The 3619-nt window shown below is 29.2% G+C and carries 5 protein-coding genes; 1 reads left to right on the forward strand and 4 read right to left on the reverse strand.

Features of this window, described 5'->3' with window-relative positions; genetic code table 11:
• Nucleotides 1–153: 153 nt before the first annotated feature.
• The 4 genes from ACW2QF_RS18640 to ACW2QF_RS18655 all read right to left on the reverse strand — a co-directional run bounded on the left by ACW2QF_RS18640 (nucleotide 154) and on the right by ACW2QF_RS18655 (nucleotide 2550).
• The gene (locus tag ACW2QF_RS18640) at nucleotides 154–723 is read right to left on the reverse strand and encodes a hypothetical protein (protein WP_455717517.1); all 570 of its coding nucleotides are present in this window, start codon (nucleotides 721–723) and stop codon (nucleotides 154–156) included.
• A gap of 134 nt (nucleotides 724–857) precedes the next feature.
• A complete protein-coding gene (locus tag ACW2QF_RS18645) occupies nucleotides 858–1547 on the reverse strand; it encodes a LiaF transmembrane domain-containing protein (RefSeq protein ID WP_455717518.1) in 690 nt (229 codons plus the stop codon).
• A 108-nt stretch (nucleotides 1548–1655) separates the two neighbouring features.
• Entirely contained in the window at nucleotides 1656–2111 is a 456-nt protein-coding gene (locus tag ACW2QF_RS18650) for a DMT family transporter (protein WP_455717519.1), read from the reverse strand.
• Nucleotides 2112–2127: 16 nt separating this feature from the next.
• Complete coding sequence (locus ACW2QF_RS18655) at nucleotides 2128–2550, reverse strand: DMT family transporter (RefSeq protein WP_455717520.1); 423 nt, start codon at nucleotides 2548–2550, stop codon at nucleotides 2128–2130.
• Nucleotides 2551–2667: 117 nt separating this feature from the next.
• Between ACW2QF_RS18655 and ACW2QF_RS18660 the strand changes: the two genes are divergently transcribed.
• Entirely contained in the window at nucleotides 2668–3339 is a 672-nt protein-coding gene (locus ACW2QF_RS18660) for a cyclic nucleotide-binding domain-containing protein (protein WP_455717521.1), read from the forward strand.
• Nucleotides 3340–3619 lie beyond the last annotated feature (280 nt).

Raw genomic sequence — 3619 nt, forward strand, 5'->3', positions numbered from 1 at the left:
GGTCGAGGGCTTAACCAAAAGAATGCTGACAATTCAATGTGTAGTTTTGAAGATATAAGTGAGATGAATGAAAAACGCTTAATCAATTGATTAAGCGTTTTTTTAGATTTTTAGAACATAAAATATTTATATAAGTAATTAAAAGATAAAAAATTATATTAAGTTTTGAGATACACTTAGAATAGAGGGATGATATATATTGGGAAGCTCAACTGAAGCTGTACCATACATTTTTTCGACAAATAATTTAGTGATAGAATCTAATGTTTTGCGCTTATATTTAAAATGAAAGACAGTTGCAATCTTATCAAATAAATTAGGATCGATACAACAACCCCAGTAAGATTTATCTTCTACGATTGACATCAATTCTAGAGACTTTGGAGTGATATGTAAGGTGGTACTAGTTTCTGGGTGAGTAGCTAATAAATCAACTTTATTATCAATTACCTCAAACGATAATTCATAAGTTAATTTATTATCATATTGAATAAGGTTACTTAAAGTATCTACTGTTCCGTGGTTGGAGTTATTATTAATATTTTCATTATCTAATTTCAATAAGTCCATGTCACTGTTTAGTAATATTTGGACTAATTTATCAATACTATCTTGTGTAAGGACAGAGTTTTGAAGACTACTTTGTTTTAGATCTATTAAGAAATTAACTAGAATATCGATTTCTTTCTGTGATAAAAGTGCTTTATCGTTATATGTACTCATTAATTGTCCCACCTTTCGACAAAATATAGTTACTGTAATTATATAGCGTATATAAGATAGAATCAATAAACAGAATTACCTATAAAAATTAAAGGCGACCAAAAAGTCGCCTTCAATTTTTATAAGTAATTCTGTTATTGTACTGTAATTTCACCAAAAATAGCTGAGTAATTAAGATAAATGGTAGGTTTACCACTGTCAGTAACCTGAGTTGTTTTATTTTTCATAGAACCAAAGATCTGTGAACCTGATGTTTTTACATATACATTAGATGGTACAAACAATTGAATATCTCCAAATACGCTAGAACAGTGTATTACTATATCCTGTGTAATAATAGCACTTGATAGATCTACTTGAAGTTCACCAAAAACAGAACTTAAGGATGCTCCAAAGAACTTATCATTTGGTATGAATATTTTTCTTGAGTGAAAGACAGTTGTATAATTTGATGAATTTTTATCATAATGTATTTCAAAATCATGAAAATCTTTATTATTTGATACACGGACCATATTCTTTAATATGATTCCAAGTCCGATGATGATTAATATAATAGGAATTATTAATTTTCTTGTTAATGCAATATCGATTACATTCTGACGCATTAATAAGAGTAATATACCAATTGTTAAACCGACTACTGAACTTATGTGTATGCCATCAGAGATAATGTGTATAAAACAAGGGATGATGATAAACATTGTCCACCAACCTGGAAAGAATAGTACGAAATCCCATAAACCAAATATATTACCAATAATTAATATTCCGATACATATGAAAAACAATCCCCAAAGAGTGGAGGATAATTTTTTTCTCATGATAAGAAACCACGCCCCTTTCTTACTAATAGAGTAACGTATTTTACACGCATTAACAAGTTACATTTGTCATAAGTTAGAAGCATGAATGAATGCTTGTATTTAAATCTAAGATGTAAGATTAACTAAATTACGTTGCTTGTAATCAATATAAGTATTATAGATTAAACCTACTAGTACAAGTATGCCACCTAGAATTTTACCAACTGACAAAGTATCATATAGTAGCCAATCAATAATTATTCCAGTAAAGATCTGACTAATGAACAATATGATGGTAAATTGAAAAGCAGAAATTTTAGGAGTAATATAATTGGAAAGTAAAGTTGAGAATACACCTACAATACCACCGAAATACATGATATATCCATTTAAACTATTTGGAAAAACCCATGAAGGGGCTATTTCATTTGATAGTAGTAGAACAATGAGAGAAACAATTCCGCCAGTTAAGTAATTATAGAATGTGCTACCTGTATTTTTGATGTAACTACTAAGACTTGCATTGGTAGTACGGCTAATTACAACAGTAATACCACATGTTATAGCTGCGAAAAGTGCCATAAACATTCTCCTTTCTTTATATGAACATTGCAAATATACCAAGGATAATGCAACCTAGTCCGATTAGTTTATGTTTGTTAAATGGGTGTTTTATACTTCCTAGTAATCCGTAATGGTCAATTATAAGAGAAGTAGTTGTCTGGGCGAATAGACTTAATCCCAAAGTTATTGTAACGCCTAAATGGATAGTACTAAAATTGTTGAATACCACCGTTAATACTCCGATGATACCACCTGTATACAGATATAGAGGAAACTTTTCATTTTTATTTTTAAACTTTTTCCTTTGTATTAACATAAATACTGTAATTAGTATAAATCCTGATAAATGAATAAAAACAGTAGCATGGTAGTTTCCAATGTGAGAAGCTAATTCACCGTTCATCATAATCATTGTAGTAATTAAGATACCATTAAGTATCGCGAGTAACTGAGTCATAATTTATCCCTTCTTTTAAATGATTTAGTACGATTATAAGAATAAATCTTGCATTAGTATATGACATATGTCACACTATATGTAGAAAATATTTTTAGAGGGGATTTTGGTATTGATATGGAGATTATTAATAATAAAAATTTGATTACCTATTACATAGACAAATTCGAATTTGATAAAATACTAATGTTAGAAAATAATTATGAAATCCAGTTATGTGAATTTCGTGCGGGGGAATATATTTGCCATGTTGGTGATGAAGCCAATTATATATATTTCTTTTTAGAAGGAAAAGCTAAAATATATACAATGACGGAGTCGGGAAAATCATTATTATTTTCCTTTTATAGTGATTTTGAATATGTAGGAGATGTTGAATTGATGACGAATCAACCTATGGTAGCAAATGTCGAATGTATAACGAAAATCTATTGCTTTCGCATATCAACAGTACGTTATCGCGGATTATTATTAGAAGATAACAAATTGTTACGATCCATTGCTTCCAAGTTAGCTTTAAAACTAAATAAATTATCAAGTAATAGTGCAAGAAATCTATTATATCCATTAGAAAATCGCCTAGCGGCGTATATTATCTCTATTAATAAGGAATTATATTTTAGTGAAAATCTAGTTCAAACAGCGGAACTATTAGGTACAAGTTATCGGCATTTATTACGTTGTCTAAAAAAATTTTGTGAGAATGGGTATATGGAAAAGTTAGAGAGTGGATATTCTATTAAGGATTATGACAAATTGGTAGAATTAGGTGAGGGTGTATATAAATAGCGACAGGATACATTAGTGTAGCGAGTGCGATATTAGAATATATTATACTGGATTCATCAGTAAGTGTAGTAATTTGTTTTTTAAATAATTGGTATGGAGACAGGTAGCTATTTCGCTTTTTGTAGAGTAGATGTAAAATAAAAAATAATGAATAAATATTTAAAATTATATTGACAATTAACACAACTTATTGTATTATATAGAAGTACCGTTGATGACCGGAAAACAACACATTAAATACATAGGGGTATAGTACAGCTGGAAGAATAACGATCTACTA

It is taken from the genome of Anaerosporobacter sp. (assembly GCF_965301125.1).